Genomic DNA, 24,962 nt, shown 5'->3' on the forward strand with positions numbered 1-24,962 from the left:
ATGACCTCCGCCCATCCGGCCGCCGCCGTGGCCGCGGACGGCGGCGACGCGGTGGTCCAGGCGCTGGGCGCGCTCGGCACCCCCGTCGACCGCACCGGACTGCGCAGCCTCCCGCTGGAGGGACCGCAGGTGCTCTGGCTCGTCACCGGCGGCGCCCTGGACCTGTTCGCGGTCGACGCCGCCGAGGAAGGACACTGGCACTTCCTCGGGCGGCTGGAGCCGGGTGCGGCGCTCCCGGGCCCGGTCGAGGGCCCGCGCCACACCCTGGTCGGCAGGCCCTCGCAGGACTGCGCGGTGCGCCGGATCCCGCTGCGCGAGCTGTACCGGCCGGAGAGTTACGACGCGTACGCCACCGGCTGGACGGACGAACCGTACGGCGACGTACCCCCCACCCCGCTGGAGCACGCGGTGGCGCTCGGAGTCAGCCGCAGTCTGGGCGTGCTGTTCCAGGCCCCGCTGGACGGCGGTGGCCCCGCGGGTGAGGGGGAGGCGGCCGACGAGGACCTGCTCTGGCTCCCGGTACCTCCCGGCAGTGTCCGCTACGGCGCCGAGTGCAGCGCCCAGGCCGCCGGGGACCTGCTGGTCGACGGTGCGCTGTGGCAGCGGATGGTCAATCAGCAGTACCGTCTCGGCACCGCCGTGGACCGCTGGATCGAGGCGCTGGAGCGCACTCACGCCGATCGCACGGCAGCCGGGATCCGGGCCGGTGAGGCGGTCCGCTCCCGCGCCGACCAGGCGCTGATCGCCTCCATCGGAAGTCCAAGGCAGGCGGCGAGGGCGGCGGAGGACACCAGCGACGACACCGTTCACGCGGTGTGCCGCACGGTGGCCGGGGCCGCCGGGATCACCCTGGCCGACCCGCCGCGGGGCGCGACCGCCGATGACGACCGCACCAGCCCGGTGGAGCGCATCGCCGTGGCCTCCCGGATCCGCACCCGCGCCGTCCGGCTGGAGGGCGCGTGGTGGCGCGAGGACGCCGGACCACTGGTGGGCTACCGCGCGCTGTCCGGCGCCCCGGTGGCACTGCTGTGGCGCCGCGGCCGCTACGAGGCGGTCAACCCGGCCTCCGGGCTGCGGCTGCGGATCGGCGAGGGCAACGCCGATGAGTTCGAACCGCGCGCCGTGATGTTCTACCGTCCGCTGCCCGACCGTCCGATGACGCCGTGGCGGCTGCTGCGGTTCACCGCCCGCGGGGTGGCGCCCGATCTGCGCAACCTCGTGGTCGGCGGACTGGTGACGGTGGTGCTGGGCGCCCTGGTGCCGGTGGCCACCGGCCAGGTGCTCGGCGGTTTCGTCCCCCGGGCGGAGAAGAGCCCCATCGTCCAGATCTCTCTGGCGCTGATGGTGGCGAGCGTGGTCTCGGCCGCCTTCATGCTGCTCCAGAACCTGACCCTGCTGCGTCTGGAGGGGCGGCTGGAGAGCACGCTCCAGCCCGCGGTGTGGGACCGGCTGCTGCGGCTGCCGACCCGGTTCTTCGCCCAACGCTCCACGGGTGAACTGGCCAGCGCGGCGATGGGCATCAGCGCCATGCGGAGGGTGCTGTCCGGTGTCGCGCCGGTGGTCCTCCAGGCGGGCACCGTCGGGGCCGTGAACCTCGCCCTGCTGATGTACTTCAGCGCCGATCTGGCGCTCGCCGTGCTGGCCATGCTGGTGGTCATCTCCGCGGTGTTCCTCGGTATGGGGCTGTGGCAGGTGCGCTGGCAGCGGCGGCTGGTGGAGAGCGAGAACAAGCTCAACAACCAGGCGTTCCAGACCCTGCGCGGACTGCCCAAACTGCGGGTGGCCGCGGCGGAGAACTTCGCGTACGCGGCCTGGGCCCGTGGCTTCGCCCACTCCCGCGAACTCCACCAGCGCACCGGCCGGATCAAGAACCTCACCCAGGTGCTCGACGCGGTCTACCTCCCGCTGTGCGCGCTCATCGTGTTCATGCTGCTGGCCGGACCGGCGCGGGGGAGCATGTCGGCGGGGGCGTTCCTGACCTTCAACACCTCGGTCACCATGCTGCTCACCTCGGTCACCCAGCTGACCAACGCCCTGGTCTCGGTGGTGGCCGTGCTGCCGATGTTCGAGCAGGTCAAACCGATCCTGGACGAGCCGCCCGAGGTACGCGGCGGCAGCGCCCAGCCCGGGACGCTCACCGGGGACCTGCGCGCCCGCAACCTCACCTTCCGCTACGCCGACGACGGTCCGCTGGTCCTCGACGATGTCTCGCTGGAGATCCGGCCCGGGGAGTTCGTGGCCGTCGTCGGCCCCAGCGGATGCGGCAAGTCCACCCTGCTGCGCCTGCTCATCGGTTTCGAACGGCCGGTGTCCGGCAGCGTGCTCTACGACGGCCAGGACCTCGCCGCCCTGGACCAGGCCGCCGTACGCCGCCAGTGCGGGGTGGTCCTCCAGAACGCCCAGCCCCTCAACGGCACCGTGCTCGACTGCATCCGCGGCGCCGAGCCGTACACCCCCGAGGAGGCGATGGCCGCCGCCGAACTGGCGGGTCTGGCCGAGGACATCCGCCGGATGCCCATGGGGCTGCACACCATGATCTCCGGCAGCGGCGCCATCTCCGGTGGCCAGCGGCAGCGGTTGATGATCGCCCAGGCGCTGATCCGCCGTCCGCGCGTCCTCTTCTTCGACGAGGCCACCAGCGCCCTGGACAACGAGACCCAGCGTGTGGTCATCGACAGCACCCGCGCTCTCCGGGCCAGCCGCCTGGTCATCGCGCACCGGCTGTCGACCGTCATGGACGCCGACCGGGTGCTGGTGATGGAGGACGGCCGGATCGTCGAACAGGGCGCCCCCGCCGAGCTGATGGCGACCCCGGGCGGCAAACTGTACGAACTGGTGCGGCGGCAGATGAGCTGAGCGACACCTCAGCCGTACGCCGCAAAGCAGAGCTGCCGCAGCGCCTCCTGTGTCACCGGGTCGTCGGGCACATGGGCCATGACCTGGTGGTCCACCGCGCCGACCACCGCCAGGGTCACCGGCCGCAGCCGCAGATCACCGACGACCGGATGGTGGAAGTGGCGCAGCGGGGGCGGCGGAGCGACCGCCTCCAGCCGCCCGTACCAGTGGGCCGCGTGCGGATCGGCCATCAACTCGCGCAGCAGCGAGACGATCCTGGGGTCGCCGGGACCAGCCGCGGCCCGCTCCTGGAACGCGGCCAGCAGGGTGCGGGCCTCCCGCTCCCAATCGGCCATCAGAAGCCGGGAGGGCGGCCACCGGAACAACAGCCAGAGCAGATTGCGCTGTTCCGGCAGCAGCCATGCGGGGTCGGTGAACAGCGCCGCGTAGCCGTCGTTCCACGCCAGCAGGTCCCAGTGCCGGTCCACCACGGCGGCCGGATGCGGTGCCATCGCCCTCACCAGGGTCAACAGCTCGCGCGATGCCCAGCCGGGCGCGGGGCCGGGCGTCACGCACTCGTCCACACCACGACAGTACGAGCGTGATCCACGAGCCGTTCAGTGTCATGTGGGGGTTGTCCGGAACGCTGTGCGGCGGAGGCCGAGCGGCGCTGTCGTGGCGTCAGACGCGGGGCTGCTGCTGGGTGGCGCAGTGGATACCGCCACCGCCCTCGGCCACCGCCGGGATGTCCACCTGCACCACCTTCCGTCCCGGGTGGAGGTCCCCGATGACGGAGGCGGCCCGGCGGTCTGCCCCGCGGTCGCCGAACCGGGGCACGATCACCCCGCCGTTGACGACGTAGTAGTTGGCGTAGCAGCCGAGGAAGTCCCTGCCGCGCCGGCCGATCACGGCCCGGTCCGGTTCGGGCAGGTCGACCACCTCCAGCCGGCGGCCGAGGGCGTCGGTGGACCCCTCCAGCACATCCCGGGCCTGGTCGTACACCCGGCTCCACACGGTCGGCCCGTCGTCCGTCCGGGGACGGCTGAGCAGCACCACCCCGCCCCCGGCGAACCGCGCCAGGGCGTCGACGTGGCAGTCGGTGATGTCCTGCCCCTTCACCCCCTTGAACCAGATGACCTTGCTGACGCCCAGCAGTTCCTTCAGCCGCGCCTCGATCCGGTCCCGGCTCAGACCGGGGTTGCGGTTGTCGTTGACCAGGGAGCTCTCGGTGGCCATCAGGGTGCCGTGGCCGTCCACCTCCAGCGCGCCGCCCTCCCCGGTCAGCCGGGCGTCGAGACGGGCGCCCCCGGCGTGGTTGGTGACGGAACGGGCGACCCGGGTGTCCCGCGGATGCCACTGTTTGCGGCCCCAGCCGTTGAAGCGCAGATCGATCCCCTCCAGCCCCTTCCGTCCGGTGACGAAGGTGGGGCCGCTGTCGCGTATCCACAGGTCGTCCACGGGGACCGGGATCACCTCCACCCCCGACCCGCACGCCCGGCGGGCCGCCTTCGCCTCCTCGGGCGCGGCGAGCAGGGTGACCGGCTCGAACCCGGCGACCGTCCGCGCGATCCCGGCGATGTCGCGCTGGACGTCCTCGGCCAAGTCCGCCCACTCCGAGTCCAGCGGCGGCCAGGCCAGATAGGTGCGGCGGTGCCGCGCGGTCTCGGCGGGCATCCGCCGTCCGGCAGGTGTCCGCGCGGGGTCCGTGGCGGACACGTCGCCACGTCCCCCGGTCGTGGCGGGCTTGCCCGAGCCCGGTGAGCAGGCGGCCGCCGCGGCACCGGCCAGCACCGCCGCGGCTCCGCCGCGCAGCACGGTCCGGCGCTTCGATCCGCTCATGGTCTGCCTCCGCGTTCCGTCCGGTTCGATTTCCTGACTGAAATTTCAGTCAGGATTCGAAGGTAACATGGGTCCCCGAGAGAGGACCGAGACAGCATGCGAGAGAGAGTGAGCGACCATGGCCGGCCGCCGCACCGCCATCCTGGAAGCCGCCGCCCGATCCATCGCCCAGCGCGGGATCCGGGGGCTGCGCGTCGAGGAGCTGGCCGAGGAGGCCGGAGTGTCGACCTCGCTGATCTACTACCACTTCCAGGACCGTTCGGGCCTGCTGGCCAGCACCCTGGAGTTCATCAACACCCGGGCCGAGCGCTACACCGACCCCGCCGCCGACCCGGACACCGACCCCCGCGGCCACCTTGAGCAGATGCTGCTGCTCGAGCTCCAGGACGAACCGGTGGTCGTCGAGAACAGCACCGCCTGGGGCGAGTTGCGCGCCACCGCCGTGTTCCAGCCCGAGCTGCGCCGCCAGCTTCGCACCACCACCGACCGCTGGACGGACTACGCGAGCGATCTCATCCAGCGCTGTCAGCGGAGGGGCACGGTTCCGCCCGAGGTGTCCGCCGAGGACGCGGCCGACCGCCTCACCGCGCTGGTCGAGGGGCTCAGCAAGCGGTGGCTCAGCGGCTCCCTGACCCTGGAGCGTGCCCGCGATCTGCTGCGCGGCGCCATCGCGGTGGAACTCGGCCCCTGACCCCGGCTCCACGGCCGTCCGCTCCATACCGGACTGACGGTCCCTGCCGCTATGTTGAGCGCCATGCAGCCACCACAGCCCGACCCCGTGCCCGTTGCGACGACCGCGCCGGCGTCACCGCCCCGCCGCCCCTTCGGGCCCCTGCTCGCCGCGCTCGTGGCCGGGCTGGTGCTCGGTGGCGGGGGAGTGGGCGCCGTCTGGGCCCTCTCCGGCGGTGACGGGGACTCCCCCGGCCGCGGTCCGGCGGCCGACGCCCGGGACGCCTGCACGGCGCTCGACGGATTCGACGAGACGAAATACGGCACCAAGGGCAAGAAGGGCGAGGTCGCCATCAACCGCTACTACGCCGCGAACACCCTCGCCACCGCGGCCGCCGCGGGGGACAAGCGCTACAAGCCGCTCGCCGAAGCGATACGCGGCTCGCAGTACCGCCTCGCCGACGAGCTCGAGTTCACCGCCAAGGTGATGAAGGAACTGAACAAGGCCCGCGGCTTCTGCGACGACCTGTAGTCGTACGGCCCGTACCGCCCGCCCCGGCCGTCACGGCTTCCGGCCGACCCCGCCGAACATCGCCACCTCGTCGGGTTCCTCCCCGGAGGTGTCCTCCAGCCGCCACCGCGAGCACGAGACCACGCCCGGTTCCAGCAGCTCGGTACCGTCGAAGAACCGGGCGACCCGGTCCGGGGTGCGCTGGGTCAGCTTCGGGATGCCGTTCTCGTTCCAGAACGCCACCGCCTCGTCCACATCCGGCATCGAGGGGCTGGAGATGGTGTGGGACAGCACCAGATGGCTGCCGGAGGGCAGGGCGTCCACCAGGCGGCGGACGAGGGCGTAGGGATCCTCCTCGTCACCGATGAAGATCACCACACCGAGCAGCATCAGCGCGATCGGCTGGTCGAAGTCCAGGGTCTTCCGGGCGCGTTCGAGGATGGTGTCGACGTCCCGCAGATCGGCGTCGAGATAGTCGGTGACTCCCTCGGGGGTGCTGGTCAGCAGGGTGCGCGCATGGGCCAGCACCAGCGGGTCGTTGTCCACGTAGACGACCCGGGAGTCCGGGGCGATCCGCTGCGCGACCTGATGGGTGTTGTCGGCGGTGGGCAACCCGGTGCCGATGTCCAGGAACTGACGGATCCCCCGCTCGGCGGTCAGATGGCGCACCGCGCGGCCCAGGAACGCCCGGTCGGCCAGGGCGTAGTCACCGATCCCCGGATGCAGCCGCCGGATCTGATCGCCCGCCTGCTGGTCGACGACGTAGTGGTCCTTCCCGCCCAGCCAGTAGTTCCAGATCCTGGCGGTGTGCGGTTTGGTGGTGTCGATCCGGCCGGACACCCGTGCGGCGGAGTCGTAGGTAGCCTCGTAGTCGGTCACGCCCGCGCCTCTCTCAAAAAGCGTCGCTGATACAGCCGTTGCGCCCCCGCACTGTGCATAATCTAGACGATCCGCCGCGATCAGTACGGGGGAAGGGCCTGTTGGCACCAGATGACCTTGCCGTTCGCGGTGTGCCGGGTGCCCCAGCGCTGGGTGAGCCGTGCGACCAGCAGCAGACCCCGGCCGCCCTCGTCGAGCACCTGCGCCCGGCGGGCGTGCGGGGCGGTGCTGCTGGCGTCGGACACCTCGCAGATCAGCTCGCGATCCAGGATCAGGCGCAGCCGGATGGGCGGCGCACCGTACCGGAGGGCATTGGTGACCAGCTCGCTGACCACCAGTTCGGTGACCACCGCCGTCTCCGCCAGCTCCCGTTCGGTCAGCCAGCGCACCGCGTCCGCGCGCACCTCGGCCACCGCGGCCGGATCGGGGGACACGTCCCAGACCCCGACCCGGTCCGGGTCCAGCCGCCGCAACCGGGCCAGCAGCAGCGCCGCGTCATCGCCGTGACGGTCCGGGAGCAGCCTTCCGACGACCCGGTCGCACAGCGCGTCCAGCCCCTCGGCGGGCAGCGTGAGGGCGTGGCGGAGCGAGTCCAGCCCGGCGTCCGTACCGCCGCCGCGCACCAGTCCGTCGGTGTAGAACGCGAGCAGGCTCCCCTGCGGCAGTTCCACGTCCAGCGCCTCGAACGGCAGCCCGCCCAGCCCCAGTGGTGGCCCGGCGGGCAGATCGAGGAAGGTCGCCGGGCCGTCCGGCGGAACCACCGCGGGGGCCGGATGACCCGCGCGCGCGAGACTGCACCGGCCCGACACCGGGTCGTAGACGGCGTAGAGACAGGTGGCGCCGAAATCACCCGGCGTGGCCTCGTCCGACTGCAGCTCCAACTCGTCGTCCCCCCGCGCCACCAGGTCGTCGAGCTGGGTCAGCAACTCCTCCGGTGTCAGATCGACTTCGGCGAGGGTGCGCAGCGCGGTGCGCAGCCGGCCCATCGTCGCCGAGGCCTTGAGCCCGTGGCCGACCACATCGCCCACCACCAGCGCCACCCGCGCCCCGGACAGCGGGATCACATCGAACCAGTCGCCACCGATCCCGGACCGGGCCGCCGCCGGGAGGTAGCGGCTGGCCACCTCGGCCGCGGACTGCTCCGGCAGCCCCTGCGGCAGCAGACTGCGCTGCAACTCCAGGGCCGAGGCGCGCTCATGGGTGTAGCGGCGGGCGTTGTCCAGACACACCGCCGCCCGGGCCACCAGCTCCTCGGCCAGGGAGAGATCCTCGGTGTCGAACGCCTCGGGGGTGACGGAGCGGACGAAGTCCACCACACCCAGTGTGGTGCCACGGGCGATCACCGGGACCACCAGCCATGAGTGGAACCCGTACTCCACCGCCTTGGCGAACCGTTCGGGATCCTCCTGCGTCGCCCACGAACGCAACTCCTCGTCCATCATCCGGTGCAGCTCCGAGCGCCCGGCCGCCAGCGCCCGGGCATGCGGGGAGTGCACCGAGTAGAACGCCACCTCACCCACCGCGCTCACCGCCTCCGGCGCGCCCTCGCGCACGGACTCGTTCGCCACCCGCCGCAGCACCGCCCCGGTGACCGGCCCCGGCGGCGGCTCCTCACCCCTGAGCAACGACTCCACCAGGTTGACGCTGACGAAATCGGCGAGCCGCGGGACCGCGAGCTCGGCCAGCTCCTGTCCGGTGCGCATCACATCGAGGGTGCTGCCGATCCGCGTACTGGCCTCGTTCAGCAGCGCCAGCCGTTCTCGGCTGCGGTGCTGCTCGGTGACATCGCGGGAGGTGGCGCACAGGCCCACGATCCGGTCCTCCCGGTCGCGGAGCGGGGAGGCGGAGACGGCGAAGAAGTGGTCGTGCTCCGGATCGGCCCGGGTGCGCCCCTGGAACAGGTAGTCCTCCTCCGCGCGTCCCGTCTCCAGCGCCCGGCGCATCCGCGCCTCCCACTCCGCGCTGCCGGGCCCGGTCACCGCGGCCGAGAGCCCGCGTCCGAGCCGCTGCTCGGCCCGGATCCCGACGATGCGCTCCATGGCCGGGTTCTGCCGGACGAACCGCAGATCGGTGTCATAGACGGCCAGGGCGACCGGGGAACTGGTCAGCATCCAGTCCGACAGCGCCTCGTCACCGGGCTGTGCCGGCCCTCCGGCCGGGGGATCCTCCGTCACCAGCCACAACGGTCCGTGACCACGGCCCGCCGCCAGCCGGTGCGCATGGACACCGACCGTGAGCCGATGGCCTGCGCGGTGGCGGAGTACGACCACACCACGCCACTGAGGGCCCGCGTCCCGCCACGGCGGAGCCGTGTCCAGCAGCTCGGACACCGGGCGCCCGACGGCCTGCGCGGGCTCGTGGCCGAGCAGCCGGGTGGCGGCCTCGCCCCAGGCCGTCACCTCGCCGCGTGCGTCGATCATCATCAGCGGGCCGCCCGGGTCCGCACCGGGCCGTCCGGCCCCACCGCTGGGAGGGGCGCCCCGCGTGTCCATACCCTCCAGCGTGGTCCCGGAGCCGGACATACTCAAGCACGCAGCCGTCCGTCACCCCGCAAGGCCCCCGCGCCGGGCGGTCAGCGCAGCCGCGCGGTGAAGCTGCGTCCGTAGGCGTGGCGGGTGCTGACGTCGATCCGGGTGCCACCGCGCACCCGGCTCACCCGGACCCCTTCGTCCGCCGAGACCGCCCGCATCCGGCGGCCCCGGACCAGCACCGAGACCGTCTCCCGCCGGGTGGTCGGATCCGCCACGGCCAGCGACACCGTGCCGCCCCGCGGTGCGCCGCCGGGTGCCGTGCGCAGGATCACCGACCCGGGTCCGTCGAGCGACAGCGGCCCGGCGCGGTGAGTGCCACGGGCGAACGCGTTGAGGGTGACGATCCCCAGCCCCCGGTGGCGGACGGCCTGCGCCCGGGTGGTGTTCACCAGGACCGACAGCGGCCCGTCCGCATACCCCCGCAGCCGCTCCGCCGAGGCGTGCGGCACCAGGGCGTAGGCCATCGCACGGTGCGGCACACCGGCCCGCTGCTCCACCGAGAGAGAGAAGACCCGGGCGGTCACCGCGGTGTCGGGATTGGCCAGCCGTACCGCGCGCCGGCTGCGGGTGACGCTGTCGAGCGTGACGGTGGGCCGCGGGGTGTCCAGGAAGACGTAGCCGACAGCGGCGGACCGGGTGGCGTTGCCGTAGCGCAGCCATGCCAGCGGCACCGTGCCGGTGCCCGACCAGGCGGTGCCGTCGCGGAGCTCCCCGGCGACGGTGACGGTGTCCGAGGGGGCTGCGATCCGGGTGTCCACAGTGGTGGACACCGCGCGCCCGGCGGAGTCGCCCACCCCCGCGGCGAGGACGACGATCTCGTCGTCGAACATGAACCACGACTTGGTGGCGTCCGCGTTGCGGTACACCACGAAGTCCTCCGGCAATTCGCCGTTCCGCTTCGCCGCCCAGGCCACGTCGTTCGACTGCACCCATCCGGCCGCGCCGTACGCGCCGAGGGCCGCGCCACCGGAGAACGCGTGGGTGCCGCGCGGGAAGTACACATAGGTGTTCTGCGCCTCGGACGAGGCGGTGAACCCGCGCGCGGGGTTGTCGTACCACTGCGTGCCGTACAGCTCGGGGACGCTGCGCCGGGTCTCCGCCGGTGCGGTGACACCCGCGAGGCGGTCCGGCGGGACCGTGGTGAAGTAGTCCACACCGAACGCCCGCGTCTGGTCCTGGCCGGAGAGATAGAGGTAGTGCGCGCCGTCGCCCTGGAACCACGGCATCAGGTTCTCGCCGCTCATGTACTCGTACTTGCTGATCCTCGCCGAGCTCCGGGCCAGGGCGAAGGCATAACCGGGGCGCCGGTGGACCGTCTTGTCCATGGCGTTGAACGCGGTATGGTGCGCGGCCGGGATGAGGTCCTGGGCCGGGGCCGACGGGTCCGCGAGGATATCGGCGTAGCGGGCGATGCTCACCGGGGAGACGAACGCCGAGGGATCGAGCGGGGCCTTGGCGGTCTCGTGGACGAACGCCGCGTACCCCTTGAGGGCCGTGGCCTCGGCGCCGGTGGCATGGCCGGACAGATCGACGACGGCCTCGACGACCTGGGTGACATCGGTGTATCCGGTGGTGGTCCGGGACACCCCGCGGCCCTTGACGATCTCCATCATCCAGCCTTCGAAGATCAGCGGGGCGAAACCGTCCACGACCCAGCGGTGGGCGGTGCGCACGAGCTCCGCGCCGCTCACATACCCGGTGCCGTCCAGCATCTTGACGGTCTGCACCACCCGGGTGAGCAGCCCCTTGCCGTAGGAGCCGGTGTACGCGACCGAGGCGTGCTGGATGAAGGAGCCGTCCGCGTAGAAGCCGTCGGTGACGCCGTGCCGCGGCCGGTAGGGGTCGACCGTGGCCAGCACGGTGAGCTGGTCGGCGACCGCCTTGCTCACCCGGGCGTCGTCCGCCAGCAGCGCGCCCTGGAGCATCCGGTTGGTGGTGATGTCCGCGAGATTGGCACCGGTGTGGAAACGGGAGTCCAGATCGACGTCCCCGTCTTTCCCGTTGCGCAGATAGGCGTCCATGGAGGCGACGTAGGTGGCGATGAGGTCCGGGCGGTGGAGCGCGACCTCGTCGCGCAGCAGCGCCAGCGTCCTGCTGACATGGGAGGAGATACCGATCTCCCAGGTGAACCAGTTGCCGTAGTAACCCTTCGACTGATCGCCGTAGTACTGGTCGTGGAGCCACACCAGACCGTCGATGACGCGCCGCTGGACGGCCGTGTCGCCGCGGAGACCGGACGGTGGGCCGCCGGGGACCCGGGTGGCCAGGGCGATCTCGTAGAGGTACTGGTACGAGGTCATCAGATACGGGTCGCTGGTGCCCAGGGGCAGCCCCTGGAAGAGCTCACCGTCCCCGGCGCCGTCCATCGCGGAAAGCCGGGAGCGGGCGGTCGTGGCGATGGCCGTGAGCTTGGCGGCCACTTCGGGCCGTGCGTTGGAGTCCGGGGTACCGGCGAGCACGGCCACCGTATTGCCGATCAGCGCGGTGTGGTCGGCGGCGGCCTCGGCGGCGGTGGGCGCCGGATGTCCCGCCGCCCGGGCACGCGGTGGCCGGGCGAGCGCCGCCAGGGACACGGCGGGGGCCAGGGACAGCAGATCACGACGGGAGAGAGCCACGGCATACGCTCCAACACTCACGAGGGTTCGGATGGAAAGCGCTTGCTGCATTGAACCAACAGCCGCGTGCACTGTCACTAGCGCCCGCTGACACCGGATGTGCCGTCCCCATGACGTCCAGTGTCCCCCGACCGGCGCCGCCACTGCTCCGAAGTGCGCAACTCCTGATCACTTTCTGATGGCGGGCCATGGACGCCCGGGACGGCGGGTTAGCGTCTGTCGGTATGCGCAGGGCGGGTGTCATCGACGGTACGACCCGGGCCGTCACCGGACGGCGACCGGACCGGCCGCGGGTACCGGACCGGCCGCGGGTACCGGACCGGCTCCGGCCGGGGGCCGTGCTCCGGACGCTGCGACGGCACCGGCGGACGCTGTTCGTCCTCGCCGTGGTGGCGCTGCTCGTCCAGATGGCGGTCGCGATGGTCACCACGGCCGCCGAGCAGACCCCGACCATCGACGAGCCGGTGTACGTGGGCTCGGCGGTGGTCAATGTCCATGAGCACAGCCTGCGGTACAACCCCGAACACCCGCCGCTGGGCAAGCTGGTCATCGGGGCCGGGACGCTGTTCACCGATGTCCGTACGGCCCCCGGCTTCACCGGTGACCAGACGGAGCTGGGGCGCCATTTGCTGTACGAGTCGGGCAACGACCCCTGGCGGCTGATGCTCTGCGCACGGCTGCCGGTGATCGCGCTGACGCTGCTGTTCGGCCTGGTCGTGCTGGCGTTCACCCGCGATCTCGTGGGTCCCGCGGGCGCGTTGACGGCGCTCGCCCTGTACACCTTCTCGCCCGATGTGATCGCCCACGGCTCCCTGGCCACGCTGGACGTCCCCACGGCGGGCTTCCTGCTGACCTCGGTCTGGCTGCTGTGGCGGGCCCGACGGCGTCCGCTGGTCCACCTCCCGATGGCCGGGGTGGCGCTGGGCGCCGCGGTGGCCACCAGGATGAGCGCGCTGGCGGCGGTACCCGTACTGCTGCCCCTGGCCGTCCTGTCGTTCTGGTGTGCCCACCGGGCCCGGAACCCCGGACCGCTCGGCCTCCGCGCAGTGGCGCGTCCGCTGGTGCGCGGAGTCGCGGCGGCCGCCGGGATGGGGATCGTGGCGCTGGCCGTGGTCTGGGCGAGCTATCTCGCGGTGGACCCGCGGCTGCGCTGGACCACCCCGCCGCAGGTGCCCGAGCTCCGGGGCCTGCGCGAACTCGCCGTCCAGTGGATGCCGTTCCCCGAGCCGTTCCGGGACGGGATGCGGATCCAGTTCGGCTTCGAGTACCACCGGTACCACGGCTTTCTCTTCGGCCGCCGGTACTTCGGCTCGCTCTGGTACTACCTGCCCGTGGCGCTGCTGGTGAAGACACCGCTGGGAACGCTGGCGCTGTGGGCGGCCGGTACCGTGACCCTGGTGGCGGTACGCCGTCTGCGGTCCGCCGCGCCGTATCTCCTCGTGCCCCCGGCCGTGCTGATGCTCGCGGCGATGGACGGTGCCCGTGACTTCGGGGTGCGCTACGTGGTCTTCCTGCCGCTGTTCCTCGCGGTCGCGGCGGGCTGTGTGACGGCCGTGCGCGGGCGCTGGAGTCCTGTCGCGACGGCGCTGCTGGTGGTGTGGGTCGCGATCAGCTCACTGCGGACGTACCCCTTCTACCTGCCGTACGCCAACGAGGCGTTCGGGGGACCGGCGCGGACCCATCGCCATCTGCACGACTCCAACGTCGACTGGGGACAGGATCTGGGGCGGCTGGCCGACCGGCTGCGCACCCGCTACCCGGGGGAGCGGATCTGGCTCGTCTACAAGGGCGGCGGGGAGCCGTCCGCGTACGGCATCGAGGCGTCCGACCCGCGGACCGTGGCCCCCGAGCGGGTCCACGGTCTGCTCGTGGTGTCGGACTCCTCCGCCGCCCTGGCTCGCGGACGGCTGGCCGATCTCCTCGACGGCAGTACACCGGTCGAGGAGGTCGGCCACTCCATCACGCTCTACCGCCGGTGATCCGACGGCGGCTCCACGACCGGACCGCTAGGAACCGCCGGCCACCGAGGCCGGGCACAGCCGCCGCGGTGCGCTGTCGTCCTTGAGCTCGGCGTCCACACAGCCACCGGGCAGACCCTTGTACGGGGTGCTGCCGAAGTTGGCGGTGACGGTGAGGGTGTCGTCGCCGAAGACGGTGCGCTGGACCGTGCGGTCGGCCGTCAGTGAGCGGAAGCCGGTCAGGGACTCGGTACCGGCCGCCTTGTGCAGCGGGGCGAAGTACTTCTGGAGCGCGGCGAGTTCACCGCCGTTCTTCTTCAGCGAATCACCGGTGAGCACGAAGTTCAGCGGGGTGTTGTACAGCATGGCGAGCAGTGCGCGGTCGGTCTTCTGCCGCGGCAGCTTGTCGTAGGCCAGCTCCCAGCGCTCGGTGTTCACCAGGGAGTCGTGCAGCGCGGTCTCGTACAGCGGCACCCGGTAGACCGGGTCGTACATCGCCTTCGCCACATCGGCGGGCAGCTCCGCGGGCTTGAAGAAGATGTTCGGCGCGTTCGCGGGTGCGTATCCGCCCCAGGTCTCCCGGTCGCGCTGGGCCTTCCACAGTCCGTCCGTCACCGGGGTGCCCGAGCCGTGGTCGAAGGCGAGTTCCCGGTTGGCCCAGGCTCCGGCGGATTCCGAGCCGAGGACGAGGCCCTGGTCCGCCAGCCGCTTCATCCGGGCCAGCCGGTTGGCGCGGTCCTTCGCCTTGGTCATGGGGTGGGCGGTGCTGTGGTCGCGGAACAGCTCACCGGCCGCGTCCACGTCGAGGAAATAGCTGTCGGCGCCCGCCCCGGTCATCCGGCGGGTGCGGTCGGCGAGGTAATGGTGGCGCGGCTCGGCCTTCTCGAACGCCTCGGAGCTGAGGTAGCAGCCGCGGTCGTGGAAACCGGGAACGGGCTTGTCATCGGCGTCCCGGACGCAGAAGTCCGGGTACACCGTCCCCGGCCAGGTGGACGTCGGCGCGTCGGAGGTGGCGGGATCCTGGCCGTTGGCGAACGAGTCGTAGGGGCCGACGAGGTAGCCCGCCTTCTTCGCGGCCGAGGTGGCCGCGGCGTCCATGGGCCGGTCGTCCGCGTCGTAGCCGAGCCACATGCGGTCCACCCCGAGGCCGCGCAACTGGCCCATGAACCCGGCCTTGCGGGCGTCGCCCCACAGATAGGCGTGGAAGGCGCCGAGCAGTTTCCGGGTGGCCGGGGTCTCCTCGATCTTCTTCCGCAGACTCTTCAACTCCCCGTGCTCGGCCAGCCAGCCGCGGTAGTCACGGGCGGAGGCCACCGGGGAGCCGTCGGTGAGGGAGAAGGCGACGGTGTACCGCGTGGTGCCGTCCGCGCGCGAGAAGCGGTGGGTGGCGGCGGTGCGCAACCTGCCCTCGTCGGAGGTGACGCGCAGCGCGGTGCCGATGTCACTGGGCACCAGATAGCTCACACCCTGCCGGTCACCGAGGGTGTAGCCCCACAGTGGCATCGACAGGGACGACTCCATGGCCATCTCGGAGTCGACGAGACCCGCCCGGGAGGAGTTCCAGAAGCGGTCCGCGACCGGCAGCGAGAGCCCCTCGCCACGCGGCAGCTGGACGGCGGAGGCACGCCGGTCGGTGCCGGTGACCGGCCACGACAGTTCGCGGGCGGCCTTCTCGGTGGCCTTGCCGGTGGAGGTGACCGACAGCACCAGCCGGCCGTTGTCCCCGGCGCGCGCGATCACGTCCAGACCGGTGTCCGGATAGCTCCAGCGGGCGGTGCCCGGCGAAGTGGTGACCGAACCGGGCTTCCCCGGGGCGGTGGCGGCGGGAGCGGACAGCTCCACGGTGCCCCGGGCGGTACGGGCCGTGACCCGCAGCGAGGCGGTGTCCACGGTGGCCGTGCCACCGCGCACCGGGACCTCCACCCGATGGCCGCCGACCACGACCGGCCGTGGCGCGTCCCGCTTCCCGGGGTGGGTGGTGGACGCGAGGGTGGTCGAGGCGAGGGCGAGACAGGACATGGCGCCCGCCAGTGACACCGCGGCGATCACCCGCGGCCGGGTGACGTGTTTGCGTTTCATAGGACGTTGATAACGAGCCGATATAAGAAGTCTTCTAAGAACGAGCCTTCCGAGAACGTCCTCGGCATGCCCTCCACGACCCCGGATCGGGGCCCTGGCTCACCCTTTCCGGGGCGGACGCCCGGCCCGGTTGCGGGGGACGCGCAGCCGGAACAGCGCGCCACCGCCCTCGGCCGCCTCCGCGGTGAGCGCGGCGCCGTGCGCGCGGGCGATCTGCCGGGCCATGGCCAGCCCCAGCCCCGAACCGGGCAGCGCACGGGCCTGCCGGGAGCGGTAGAAGCGGTCGAAGACGTACGGCAGGTCCTCGGCGGCGATACCGGGCCCGTGGTCCCGGACGGTGAGGTCGATGGCGTGCTCGCCGGAGGTGAGCCGGACCTCCACCTCGGTACCGGACGGGCTGAACTTGGCGGCGTTGTCCAGCAGATTGGTCAGCAGCCGCGCCAGCCGCGCGGGCACCCCGTCCACGGTGACGTCGGCCAGCTCCGCGGTGAAGGTGGTGTGCGCCCAGTGCGAGCGAGCCTCCTCCACACACCGCGCGGCCAGCAGATCCAGCCGGACCGGCTCCACCAGCGGCTGTGGCTCCTCGTCCCGCGCCAGCTCGATCAGATCGTTGACCAGACCGGTCACCTCGCGTAGCTGACCGCCGAGTGCCGAGGCGGCCCGGTCCCGCTGGGCGGGGGAGAGCCGTTCGGCGCGGGCCAGCAGCTCGGCGTTGGTGCGCAGCGCGGTCAGCGGGGTGCGCAGTTCATGCGAGGCGTCGGCCACCAGGCGGCGCTGGGCGGCCACCGACTCCTCGAGCTCGCCGAGCATGGTGTTGAAGCTCCCGGCCAGCCGGGAGATCTCGTCCCCGCGGTGTCCTTCCTGCGGCGACAGCTCGATGCGATGGGCCGGGTCACGGGTGGCGGCGATCCGTTCGGCGGTGGCGGTGAGCCGGGTGACGGGCGCCAGCGCCCGTCGTGAGGCGAGATAGCCGAGTCCGGCGGCGAGCAGCGCCCCCGCCGCCCCGATGGCGGCGAGCAGTTGCGCGGCCTGCCGTTCGCCCTGCTCGACGGTGTCGGAGCGCAGGGCGAGCTGGAGCGCCCGATCGCTGCTCAGCGGGGTGGTCAGCGTCCGCATCCGGTGTCCGTGCACGGTGATCTCGCTGTAGTACGCGCCACGGGAGCCCGCGGCCACCTGGCGGGTGGCACCGGTCACCGGGATCACCAGCTCCGCACCGGCCGGGTGTCCCGGTGTACCGGTCTTCGGGGTGACGACCTGTGCGCAGGCCGGGGCGGACAGCCAGCGGCACTCGCCGTACAGGGTCCCGGTGTCCTCGTCCCGCCCGTCCTGGGCGAGCAGAGTGGCCTGCTGGGTGAGCTGGAGGTCGAGCTGCCGCACCAGTTCGTAGCGGATGACGACGTACGCCGCCGCGCACACCCCCACCGTGACCAGCGCCACCGCCACGGAGGTGATCAGGGCCATCCGGGTGCGCAGCCGCAGACGGCCCGTCAGACGGCCGAGGAGCCCCTGGCCCGGACCGCGGTGGGCGGCGCTCATCGCTCGGCCAGTTCGTAACCGGTGCCGTGCACCGTGTGGACCAGCCGCGGGGCGTCGTCCGCCTCCAGCTTGCGGCGCAGATAGCCGATGTACACCGCCAGCGAGTTGGAGTCCGAGGCGAACTCGGTGCCCCACACCAGCTCCTGGATCAGCTCCCGCGGCAACACCTGGCCCGGATGGCGCAGGAACACCTCCAGCAGCGCGAACTCGGTGCGGGTGAAATCCATCCGCCGCCCGCCGCGCACCCCGGTACGGGTCTCCGGATCGACGGTCAGATCGGCGAACGACAGCGCGCCGGAGACCTGCTCGTCCACCGCCCCGGCGGGTGCGGCGCGGCGCAACAGCGCCCGCAGCCGGGCCAGCAGCTCATCCAGCGCGAACGGTTTGACCAGATAGTCGTCGGCGCCCGCGTCCAGCCCCGCCACCCGTTCGCTGATCTGGTCCCGGGCGGTGAGCACGAGGACCGGCGTACGGTCGCCGAGACCGCGCAGCCGGCGGCACACCGCGAGACCGTCCATCACCGGCATGGCCAGGTCCAGCACGATGGCGTCCGGCGGCTCGGCGGCCACCGCGCTCAGCGCCGCCAGACCGTCCCCGGCCACCCGCACCTGGTACCCCTCCACGGCCAGCCCGTCCACGAGGGCGGCGCGCACCTCCGGATCGTCGTCCACCACCAGCACGGCCGCCGTCCGGGGATCGGTGGGGTTTCCCCGGCCGGACGGGGAGGGGGCGGCAGCGGACATCGCGGAGCCTTTCGGATGGGCACAGGTCAGTCCCCACCCTGGCAGAACGGGCTCTTAGAAGGCTCTTAATCCGCCCTGGTGAGGCGGATGAACGGGGTGCGGCGGCACAGGGCCGCGGCGCGGCCCTCAGCCGGTCCCGGGGAGGATGAGGCAGGTCGTGGTGGCGTGGGCCACCAGCTTGCCCCGGGAGTCGACGACCCTGCCTTCCGCGGTGGCCGTCCGCCGCCCGGCGTGGACCACGGTGCCCTCGCCGGTCAGCACCTCCCCGTCGGTCCCGACGGACCGGATGTAATTGACCTTGAGTTCGAGGGTGGTGTACCCGACTCCGGCGGGCAGCGTGGTGTGTACGGCGGAACCGAGAGCGGAGTCGAGCAGTGTGGCGGCGATGCCGCCGTGGACCGTGCCGAGCGGATTGGCGAAGTCGGGACGGGTGGCGAGGGAGAGCACGACATGGCCGCGCTCCACGGTCTCCATACGCATGCCGAGCAGACGGCCGATCGACGGGATGTGATCGGGGCGCTCGGTCTGCACCCAGCGCAGCAGGTCCAGGCCGGACAATTCGGCGAGGTCGACGGGGAGCACGGTGGTGGTTCTCCTGGGCGGTCCGGAAACGGTCGGATGGGATGGGCGGAGTGGATTCGCCGCGGGGCCCGGCGGGCCGCCGGGCCCCGCGGGGCCGAGGGGGTGCCAAGCAGAATCCCCGGTACACCCGGGGCCAGCGTGCGATCAGGGAGGAGACACCCTCCGCGGCGTCGGCCGTGGCGAAGAGCCGCGGACCCACGTCGTCCCGCAGGGAGGCCCCCGACCTCTCGATGTGCGCGGCGAGAACGGTGCGGGCGTCGGCCAGGGTGGCCTGTACCGCCAGTGGTGCCTGAGCCGCGATCCGGTGCGCCAGCTCCATGGCCCGGTCCAGTTGCTCCCCGGCGGGCACCACCTCCTGCACCAGGCCGATGCGCCAGGCCTCCCGCGCGTCGAAGCTGTCGCCGGTGAGGAGGTAGCGCATCGCGTTGCCCCAGCCGACCCGCTCGGGGAGCCGTATCGTCGCCCCGCCGAGCGCGACGATGCCCCGGGTCACCTCCTGCTGCCCGAAGACCGTGTCCTCGGCCGCGACGCACACTTCGCTGTTGAGGACGAGCTCCAGGCCGGCGGTGAAGCACCGCCCGTGCACCGCCGTGACGACGGGCTTGCCGGCCGGTGCGCGGTAGAGCCCCCAGGGATCGCGTCCATCCTCGGGGAGGATGGTGTCGTCACCCGTCGCCAGCCGCGGCGCGAGGGAGGCGAGGTCGAGTCCGCCGGTGAAGTGCTTGCCGTTGCCGTGGATCACCGCCACGCGCAGCTCGGGATCGTCGGAGAGCCGGGCCAGGGCACGGGACAGTTGTCCGATCATGTCCGCGTCCAGGGCGTTGGCCTTGTCCGGCCGGTTGAGCGCCACGCGCAGTACCGGACCGTCCTGTTCGACGGCCACCTTCGCGGACGGCCTGCTCGCGTCGGCGGGTGCCGACTGTGTGGATGCCATGGCCTCACCGTAGGAAGGACGGTGAGGGCAGAAGCGACATGCAGCGGGGATTCTGCGACAACCGCGCGGTTCTCGTGCGGAGAGATCACGGCCTATTACGCGGACGGTTAGTCCAACACCCTCCGCGCACTTGTCCATGGGCGGCCGCCCCGCCGCCGCCCCAGGGTGGAGCACTGTTCCCACCAGCGAGGCGGAGGAGCCGGCGCGTTGACCCACACACAGGAGAGGCGGCCAGAGGAAGGGCGTCCCGGCCGCAGAGCGGTCGTGGTCACCACCACACTGGCCGGAATCGGAACGGCCATCGGGGCGGGCGGCACGGCCCACGCCCGTGACACCGCACCCGCCCGCGCGGCCGAGCGCACGCTGCGGTCGAAGCGGCTGGAGGTCCGGGTGGACGCGGACTTCCCGCGCGTCATCGCGTACACCGACCGCGAGACCGGCGCGGTGCTGCACGGACAGCGGGAGCCGGTGCGTTCGGTGCTGATCGACGGCACCGAAAGCCCCCCCCCGCCCCCCCCCCGCCCCCCCCCCCCCCCCCCCCCCCCCCCCCCCCCCCCCCCCCCCCCCCCCCCCCCCCCACCCCCCGGACCACCGCCGTGACCAGCGGCGCGGACCACATCACCTACACCCTCGCCTTCGGCGCGGAGGGCTCCGGCGGGGCCACCGCCCGTCCGGCGGCCGAGATCGAGGTCCGGATCCGGGTCAGCGGATGGCAGACCGACTGGCGGGTCACCCGGATCACCGACACCGACGCCCTGCGCGTGGGCACCCTGCGCATCCCCGGCCTGGCGTTCCTCAGTGTCCGCGCCGATCAGCCGGGCGCGGCGCTGCTGGCTGCCCGGATCGACCTCGACAAGGCCAGGAGCGGCGACACCCTCGTCCGCCCCGCCGCCGACACCCCCACCGACGCCGAACCGATCGGCTGCGCCTACGCCGTCGTCCACACCGACCGGCTCGCCGCCGCCATCGAGACCAACACCGTATGGGACAAGCCCACCTCCGCCGCGGGCACCACCTGGGAGAACGGCAGGCTGCGACGGCAGACCGTGCGGGAGGACGGTCGGATCACCGCCCGGCTCACCTGCGGCGAGTGGACCCACCGGGCCGCCACCGCCCCCGTCGGCGCCACCGAACCGCTGCCGTGGGCCACCGTGGTCCTCACCCGGGACCGCAACGGTGACGGTGTGGTCGACTGGCAGGACGCCGCCATCGCCTTCCGCGACATCATGGTGAACCCGCTCGGCGCCGACGAGCAGCATCTGCGGGTCGTCCCGCACATCCCGTTCAACTTCGCCAGCCAGGCCACCAACCCCTTCCTGGACACCCTCGACAACGTCAAGCGCATCGCACTGGCCACCGACGGGCTGCGGCAGTACACCCTGCTCAAGGGCTACCAGTCGGAGGGCCATGACTCCGCCCACCCCGACTACGCGGGCAACTACAACACCCGCGCCGGGGGCCTGGCCGACCTCAACACCCTGCTGCGGGCCGGACGCGACTGGAACAGCGACTTCGCGGTGCACGTCAACGCCACCGAGTCCTATCCGGTGGCCAACGCCTTCTCCGAGACCCTCGTCGACAAGCACGACAAGCAGTGGGACTGGCTCGACCAGTCCTATCGCATCGACCCCCGCCGCGACCTCGTCTCCGGTGACATCATCCGGCGCTTCCAGGAGCTGCGGAACGACACCGACCCGGCCCTGAGCGCCCTCTACATCGACGTCTTCCGTGAGTCCGGCTGGAACTCCGACCGGCTCCAGCGGGCCCTGCGCGACCAGGGCTGGCACCTCACCACCGAATGGGGCCACGGACTGGAACGCTCCGCGCTGTGGTCGCACTGGGCCACCGAGACCGACTACGGCCCGGACGGCTCGCGCGGCATCAACTCCCGGCTCATCCGGTTCGTCCGCAACCACCAGAAGGACGTGTTCGCCGACAAGTGGCCCACCCTGCTCGGCATCCCCCGGATGGGCAACTTCGAGGGCTGGACCGGCAAGACCGACTGGACCGCCTTCTACCGGCTCATCTGGACCCACAGCCTGCCCGCCAAGTACCTCCAGGCGTACCCCATCCGCACCTGGGGCGACCACGAGATCACTTTCGAGGGGCCCGGCGCCACCTCGGTCACCGACACCGGGGGCGTCCGCCGCATCACCACCGACGGGCGGCTGGTCTACGACGGCGGCACCTATCTGCTGCCCTGGGAACCGCGCGAGGCCACCGACCCCGCCAAGCTCTACCACTACAACCCGGACGGCGGCACCACCCGCTGGCGGCTGCCGCACGGCTGGTCCGGCCGGGCTTCGGTGGTGCTGTACCGGCTGACCGACCAGGGGCGCGCGGAGCCCGTCACCCTCCCGGTGAGCGGTGGCACCGTCACCATCACCGCCGACGCCGACACCCCCTACGTGGTGCTGCGCTCCCACGCCCGGGCCCGGCCGGCGCCGGGCTGGGGCGAGGGCACCCCGCTGTACGACCCGGGCTTCCACTCCGGATCGCTGCGCGGCTGGCGGACCAGTGGCCCGGCGACCGTCGAACGCAGTCGGCTCGGCGACTACGAACTGGTCGTCGGTGAGGGCGCGGCCGCCACCGTCGGCCAGCGGCTCGGCCGCCTCGCCCCCGGCGGCTACGTGGCCTCCGTACAGGTGGAGGTCGGGGCGAAGGCAGGCGAACGGCGGCGGTCCGCACTGCGGGTGCGCACCGCCGACGGCGTCACCGCGGAGAACTGGACCGAGACCTCGACGGCCGCCAACCACATGGCCGCCGACCGCAAACACGGCACCCGCTTCCAGCGGATGTTCACCTACTTCACCGTCCCCGAGGGCGGCGGACCGGTCACCCTCACCCTCGCCGTGGCCGAGGGCCGGGCCCGGGTCCGCTTCGACCGGCTGCGGGTGGTGCGGGCCCGGCCCACCACCAAGCCCGGCACCCTGGTGTACGAGGACTTCGAGCGGGTGCCGCAGGGCTGGGGTCCGTTCGTCAAGGGTGCCGCGGGCGGAGTCACCGACCCCCGGACCCATATCGCCCAGCGCCACGCCCCGTTCACCCAGGCCGGGTGGAACGGCAAGGTCATCGACGATGTCATCGAGGGCGGTCAGTCGCTGAAGTCACGCGGTGAGAACGCGGGCCTGGTCTACCGGACCGTGCCGCACACCGCCCGCTTCCGCCCCGGGCGGCGCTACCGGGTGAGCCTGACCTACGCCAACGAGGCGGCCGGCCAGTACGCGTGGGTCACCGCCGTGGACGAGCCCGGCACACGGGAACTGGAGCGCACCGCGCTGCCCGCCGCCAGCGGACGTGCCACGCACCGCTACACAGTCACCGCGCCCGCGGACGGTGAGATGTGGGTGGGGCTGCGCAAGACCGGTGACAGCGGCACCGCGGAGTTCACCCTCGACTCCTTCACTGTGGAGGAACTGGACTGAGCGGGCCGCGGCCCCGGGCTTCCCCGGTCAGCGCAGCCGCAGCTCCCGCTCACCGGCGCCCTCCAGTTCCAGCACCAGCACCGTGTTGTCCCCGGTCCGCAGCAGCGGGCCGGGGACGTACAGCGTCCGCTGCGGGCCCACCGACCAGTAGCGGCCCAGGCAGTGTCCGTTGACGAGGACGAAACCACGGGTCCAGCCGGGCAGTTCGAGGGTCGCGTCACCCACGGCGGACACCGTGAACCACCCTCGGTACAGCCCTTCACCCGGGCCCTCCGGCCGCTCTTCCCCGGGCTCCCGGAACGGCACCCGGGCCACCGCGTCCACATCCGCCACCGCGGTGAGGCGCAGCGCCCGCGCCCGTACACCGTGTACATACTGGCGTTCATGGAGCACGCCGCCGGTGATGCCCTTCGGTTCGGCCAGCCGGGGCCCGTAGCCGACCCGGCCCAGCGACTCCACCCACAGCTCCACCGCGGCGGGGCCCCGCACCCCCTCGACCACCGCGTCCGTCTCGTCCAGCACCGCGCGCCGCTGCCCGTCCACCGAGCACACCGCGCGGTCGCGCAGTCCGGTCACCCGCAGCGGATAGGGGCCGCGCGGCCCGGGTACGTCCAGGCGATAGCGGACCACTCCCCGGTCCAGGTCCAGTTCCTCGAAGGTCGGTGGCATCGGTGCGACCACTTCCTCATCGCCCAGCGCCGTCATCACATCGCCCAGCGGTGCCCACTGCGGCAGGGCGATCCGCACCGGCCGATCGAGAACGGGCGGCGGGGGCGGCACCTCCGGCAGCGGCTGGTCCGCGTAGTCCGCCAGCACCTCCCGGAACCGCCAGAACTTCTCGGTGGGAAGGCCCCGTTCATCCACCGGGGCGTCGTAGTCGTACGAGGTCACCACCGGCAGCAGCGCGCCGAGGTGGTCCTCTCCGGCGCGGTTCGCGCCTGCCCAGCCGCCGGTGTTCGTCCCGCCGTGCGCCATGTAGAGGTTGACCGACGCACCGCACTCCAGGATCTCCCGCAGCGCGGCGGCGGCGTCCGCCGCCTCCCGGACCGGGCTCTCCACCCCCCAGTGGCCGAACCAGCCACACCAGAACTCCATGCACATCAGCGGCCCCGAGGGCCGGTGGCGGCGCAGGGCGGCGAAGGCTTCCCGGGCTCCCGACCCGAAGTTGACCGTGGCGAGGATCCCGGGCACCGAACCGCCGGTGAGCATATGGTCCTCCGGGCCGTCGGAGGTGAACAGCGGCACCGTCACCCCCAGCCGCCGCAACAGGGCCGCGAGCCGCCGCAGATATCCCTGGTCCGACCCGTAGGAGCCGTACTCGTTCTCCACCTGCACCATGAGCACCGGACCGCCCCCGGCGCCGTGGCCCGGGCCCGCGGGGGCGGTGATCTGACGCGGTACGACCTCGGCCATCAGCCGCTCGAACCACGCCTCCACGGCCGCCAGGTACTCCGGGTCCGCGGTGCGCACCCGGCGGCCCACCAGCCCGGTCAGCCAGTGCGGCAGTCCGCCGTTCTCCCACTCCGCGCAGATGTACGGCCCCGGGCGCACGATCGCCCGGAGCCCGGCGTCCCGCACCGCGTCCAGGAACCGTCCGAGCGCCGCCACGTCCTCGAAGCGGCCCGGTGAGGGCTCGTGCAGATTCCACGGCACATAGGTCTCCACACAGTTCAGCCCCATCGCGCGCAGCATGGCCAGCCGGTGTGCCCAGTGGCCCTCGGCCACCCGGAAGTAGTGCAACGCGCCCGACAGCAGCCGGACCGGCCGTCCGTCCAGCGTGAAATCCTCAGCCCCCACCACGAACTCCGGCACAGCCCGGCCCGCCT

At 72.5% G+C, this 24,962-nt stretch carries 16 protein-coding genes and 1 pseudogene; 6 read left to right on the forward strand and 11 right to left on the reverse strand.

The genetic code is table 11. The features are described 5' to 3' along the window. On the forward strand, positions 1-2,856 hold the full coding sequence (locus tag NMK44_RS27705) for an NHLP bacteriocin export ABC transporter permease/ATPase subunit (protein ID WP_254748022.1): 2,856 nt from the start codon (positions 1-3) through the stop codon (positions 2,854-2,856). 8 nt (positions 2,857-2,864) lie between these two features. Here the strand turns inward: NMK44_RS27705 and NMK44_RS27710 are convergent, their stop codons facing one another. Both NMK44_RS27710 and NMK44_RS27715 read right to left on the reverse strand, forming a co-directional pair. Further along, a complete protein-coding gene (locus NMK44_RS27710) occupies positions 2,865-3,419 on the reverse strand; it encodes an MmyB family transcriptional regulator (protein ID WP_254748024.1) in 555 nt (184 codons plus the stop codon). Between the two features lie 97 nt (positions 3,420-3,516). Continuing rightward, positions 3,517-4,674, reverse strand: coding sequence for an agmatine deiminase family protein (locus NMK44_RS27715; protein WP_254748025.1), 1,158 nt, complete (start codon positions 4,672-4,674; stop codon positions 3,517-3,519). A gap of 118 nt (positions 4,675-4,792) precedes the next feature. Here NMK44_RS27715 and NMK44_RS27720 point away from each other — a divergent pair, with 118 nt between their 5' ends. Then, positions 4,793-5,365: a TetR/AcrR family transcriptional regulator gene (locus tag NMK44_RS27720; RefSeq protein ID WP_254748027.1), complete on the forward strand. Its 573-nt coding sequence runs from the start codon at positions 4,793-4,795 to the stop codon at positions 5,363-5,365. A gap of 63 nt (positions 5,366-5,428) precedes the next feature. Beyond that, positions 5,429-5,875 (forward strand): hypothetical protein, encoded by a 447-nt coding sequence (locus tag NMK44_RS27725; RefSeq protein WP_254748029.1) that lies wholly within the window; start codon positions 5,429-5,431, stop codon positions 5,873-5,875. A gap of 30 nt (positions 5,876-5,905) precedes the next feature. Here NMK44_RS27725 and NMK44_RS27730 read toward each other — a convergent pair whose 3' ends face one another. The 3 genes from NMK44_RS27730 to NMK44_RS27740 form a co-directional block, all read right to left on the reverse strand. Next, positions 5,906-6,733, reverse strand: a complete 828-nt coding sequence (locus NMK44_RS27730) for an SAM-dependent methyltransferase (protein ID WP_254748030.1) — start codon at positions 6,731-6,733, stop codon at positions 5,906-5,908. A gap of 80 nt (positions 6,734-6,813) precedes the next feature. Beyond that, positions 6,814-9,225: a SpoIIE family protein phosphatase gene (locus tag NMK44_RS27735; protein ID WP_254748032.1), complete on the reverse strand. Its 2,412-nt coding sequence runs from the start codon at positions 9,223-9,225 to the stop codon at positions 6,814-6,816. Between the two features lie 80 nt (positions 9,226-9,305). Then, on the reverse strand, positions 9,306-11,879 hold the full coding sequence (locus NMK44_RS27740) for a polysaccharide lyase family 8 super-sandwich domain-containing protein (RefSeq protein WP_254748034.1): 2,574 nt from the start codon (positions 11,877-11,879) through the stop codon (positions 9,306-9,308). A 224-nt stretch (positions 11,880-12,103) separates the two neighbouring features. On the opposite strand from NMK44_RS27740, the gene NMK44_RS27745 reads away from it, so the two are divergent. Next, positions 12,104-13,858 carry a glycosyltransferase family 39 protein gene (locus tag NMK44_RS27745; protein WP_374215353.1) on the forward strand — a complete coding sequence of 585 codons (1,755 nt, stop codon included), beginning with the start codon at positions 12,104-12,106 and terminating at the stop codon, positions 13,856-13,858. 27 nt (positions 13,859-13,885) lie between these two features. On the opposite strand, the gene NMK44_RS27750 is transcribed toward NMK44_RS27745, so the two are convergent. The 5 genes and pseudogenes from NMK44_RS27750 to NMK44_RS42745 form a co-directional block, all read right to left on the reverse strand. Next, a complete protein-coding gene (locus NMK44_RS27750; protein ID WP_254748036.1) occupies positions 13,886-15,916 on the reverse strand; it encodes a glycoside hydrolase in 2,031 nt (676 codons plus the stop codon). 99 nt (positions 15,917-16,015) lie between these two features. Beyond that, positions 16,016-17,452, reverse strand: a complete 1,437-nt coding sequence (locus tag NMK44_RS27755) for a sensor histidine kinase (protein WP_254748038.1) — start codon at positions 17,450-17,452, stop codon at positions 16,016-16,018. Further along, positions 17,449-18,195: a response regulator transcription factor gene (locus NMK44_RS27760; protein WP_254748040.1), complete on the reverse strand. Its 747-nt coding sequence runs from the start codon at positions 18,193-18,195 to the stop codon at positions 17,449-17,451. Before NMK44_RS27760 ends, NMK44_RS27755 begins: the two co-directional genes overlap by 4 nt. Before the next feature lie 126 nt (positions 18,196-18,321). After that, a complete protein-coding gene (locus tag NMK44_RS27765) occupies positions 18,322-18,777 on the reverse strand; it encodes a PaaI family thioesterase (protein ID WP_254748042.1) in 456 nt (151 codons plus the stop codon). A gap of 127 nt (positions 18,778-18,904) precedes the next feature. Continuing rightward, positions 18,905-19,849, reverse strand: a pseudogene (locus NMK44_RS42745) (crotonase/enoyl-CoA hydratase family protein); the annotation flags it as partial. Positions 19,850-20,101: 252 nt separating this feature from the next. On the opposite strand from NMK44_RS42745, the gene NMK44_RS42915 reads away from it, so the two are divergent. Together NMK44_RS42915 and NMK44_RS27775 are read left to right on the forward strand one after the other, a co-directional pair. After that, the gene (locus NMK44_RS42915; protein WP_428849365.1) at positions 20,102-20,311 is read left to right on the forward strand and encodes a hypothetical protein; all 210 of its coding nucleotides are present in this window, start codon (positions 20,102-20,104) and stop codon (positions 20,309-20,311) included. Then, complete coding sequence (locus tag NMK44_RS27775; protein WP_254748044.1) at positions 20,308-23,136, forward strand: endo-alpha-N-acetylgalactosaminidase family protein; 2,829 nt, start codon at positions 20,308-20,310, stop codon at positions 23,134-23,136. Before NMK44_RS42915 ends, NMK44_RS27775 begins: the two co-directional genes overlap by 4 nt. Before the next feature lie 27 nt (positions 23,137-23,163). On the opposite strand, the gene NMK44_RS27780 is transcribed toward NMK44_RS27775, so the two are convergent. Continuing rightward, positions 23,164-24,948 carry a beta-galactosidase gene (locus NMK44_RS27780; protein ID WP_254748046.1) on the reverse strand — a complete coding sequence of 595 codons (1,785 nt, stop codon included), beginning with the start codon at positions 24,946-24,948 and terminating at the stop codon, positions 23,164-23,166. Positions 24,949-24,962: the final 14 nt, after the last annotated feature.

The sequence above is a fragment of the Streptomyces cucumeris genome (assembly GCF_024295805.1).
GTDB lineage: Bacteria > Actinomycetota > Actinomycetes > Streptomycetales > Streptomycetaceae > Streptomyces > Streptomyces cucumeris.

Coding starts and splice junctions, on each gene's coding strand:
- NMK44_RS27705 (WP_254748022.1), top strand. CDS start 1: ATGACCTCCGCCCATCCGGCCGCCGCCGTGGCCGCGGACGGCGGCGAC.
- NMK44_RS27715 (WP_254748025.1), bottom strand. CDS start 4,674: ATGAGCGGATCGAAGCGCCGGACCGTGCTGCGCGGCGGAGCCGCGGCG.
- NMK44_RS27720 (WP_254748027.1), top strand. CDS start 4,793: ATGGCCGGCCGCCGCACCGCCATCCTGGAAGCCGCCGCCCGATCCATC.
- NMK44_RS27725 (WP_254748029.1), top strand. CDS start 5,429: ATGCAGCCACCACAGCCCGACCCCGTGCCCGTTGCGACGACCGCGCCG.
- NMK44_RS27735 (WP_254748032.1), bottom strand. CDS start 9,225: ATGGACACGCGGGGCGCCCCTCCCAGCGGTGGGGCCGGACGGCCCGGT.
- NMK44_RS27745 (WP_374215353.1), top strand. CDS start 12,104: ATGCGCAGGGCGGGTGTCATCGACGGTACGACCCGGGCCGTCACCGGA.
- NMK44_RS27750 (WP_254748036.1), bottom strand. CDS start 15,916: ATGAAACGCAAACACGTCACCCGGCCGCGGGTGATCGCCGCGGTGTCA.
- NMK44_RS27755 (WP_254748038.1), bottom strand. CDS start 17,452: ATGAGCGCCGCCCACCGCGGTCCGGGCCAGGGGCTCCTCGGCCGTCTG.
- NMK44_RS27760 (WP_254748040.1), bottom strand. CDS start 18,195: ATGTCCGCTGCCGCCCCCTCCCCGTCCGGCCGGGGAAACCCCACCGAT.